At 64.2% G+C, this 1524-nt stretch carries 1 protein-coding gene and 1 pseudogene; both read left to right on the top strand.

Going from position 1 to position 1524, the window contains the following annotated elements; translation table 11 throughout:
* A pseudogene (locus EN914_RS39640) lies at nt 1–122 on the top strand (cytochrome oxidase); the annotation flags it as partial.
* Nucleotides 119–1524 (top strand): heavy metal translocating P-type ATPase (locus EN914_RS35110; RefSeq protein ID WP_164779155.1); only part of this gene is annotated, 1406 nt, incomplete at its 3' end. The pseudogene EN914_RS39640 and the gene EN914_RS35110, both read left to right, overlap by 4 nt.

Below are 1524 nucleotides of genomic sequence, written 5' to 3'. Positions count from 1 at the left end.
TCGCAGCCCAGCACATGCCGAAGGACGGCGTCTGGATTGTGGAAGTCGACGCCGACGCCGGTCTGGAAAAGCCGTATCGCGACGTCCGCAGGATCATGATTTCCAATGGAGCGCTGCAATGAGTTGTTGTGCACCGGGCGCCGAAATGGCGCTTGATCTGGTCAACACCGGATCGGTCCTGCCGTCCAGCCAGGAGATCAGGCTGGCGAGCCGATCGCTCGGCGATGATCTCCGCCAGACCGATCTTTCAGTCCCCACGGTTCATTGCGCGGCCTGCATCGAGGCGATCGAGACGGCATTGGGAATGCTCGATCAAGTGGAGAGCACTCGGGTCAACCTGTCGACGAAGCGGGTCGCGGTCCGCTGGCGTGGAAACCAGGTGCCACCGTTCGTCGCCGCGCTGGGACGGCTAGGCTACGAGGCGCATCTGTTCGACCCCGAGGTCGACAACAAGGACAAAACGCTTTCGGAGCTGATCCGCGCCGTTGCTGTCGCCGGCTTTGCGGCGGGCAACATCATGCTGCTTTCAGTGTCGGTCTGGTCTGGCGCCGAAGGCGCAACGCGGGACCTGTTTCATTGGCTCTCGGCGCTGATCGCGATCCCGGCACTTGCCTTCGCGGGCGGCATCTTCTTCCGCTCGGCCTGGAACGCGCTGCGTCACGGCCGCATGAACATGGACGTGCCGATCGCGGTCGGGGTGTCCCTCGCCTACGCCATGAGCCTCTACGAGACGATCAACCATGGCGACCACGCCTATTTCGATGCGTCGGTGTCGCTGCTGTTCTTCCTGTTGATCGGCCGCACGTTGGATCACGTGATGCGCGAACGTGCCCGGACCGCCGTGAAAGGCCTGTCCCAGTTGGCCGTACGTGGCGCCATGGTGCTGCGCGGCGACGGCGCACGCGACTATCTGCCGGTTGGCGAGATCGAACCCGGCATGCTGCTGTTGATCGCAGCCGGTGAAAGGATACCCGTCGACGGCAAGGTCTCTCGAGGGACGTCGGACCTGGACTGTTCGCTTGTCTCGGGCGAGAGCACGCCCCGAAGCGTAGCGCCAGGCGAAGCCGTACAGGCTGGAGTCCTCAACCTGACCGGCCCGCTGACGATTGAGGCGACAGCCGCCGCGAAAGATTCGTTTCTGGCGGAAATGGTTCGGCTCATGGAAGCCGCTGAGGGCGGTCGCGCGCATTATCGCCGGATCGCCGATCGCGTTTCAGCGCTCTATGCTCCGGTGGTTCATCTCACCGCCTTCGTGACTTTCCTTGGCTGGATGGCGGCGACGGGCGACTGGCACCGGGCGACAACCATCGCCATTGCCGTTCTGATCATCACCTGCCCGTGCGCGCTCGGCCTCGCCGTGCCGATCGTGCAGGTGGTCGCCGCGCGGCGCCTGTTCGAGAACGGCATCATGGTCAAGGACGGTTCGGCCATGGAGCGCCTGGCGACGATTGATACAGCAGTGTTCGACAAGACCGGGACCCTCACGCTCGGCCAGCCCCGGCTGGTCAATGCGGGCTCGATGGA

Origin of the sequence: Mesorhizobium sp. M7A.F.Ca.CA.001.08.2.1 (assembly GCF_003998455.1) — a bacterium.
Taxonomy (GTDB): Bacteria; Pseudomonadota; Alphaproteobacteria; order Rhizobiales; family Rhizobiaceae; genus Mesorhizobium; species Mesorhizobium ciceri.
This window is presented reverse-complemented; position numbering and strand designations above follow the sequence as displayed.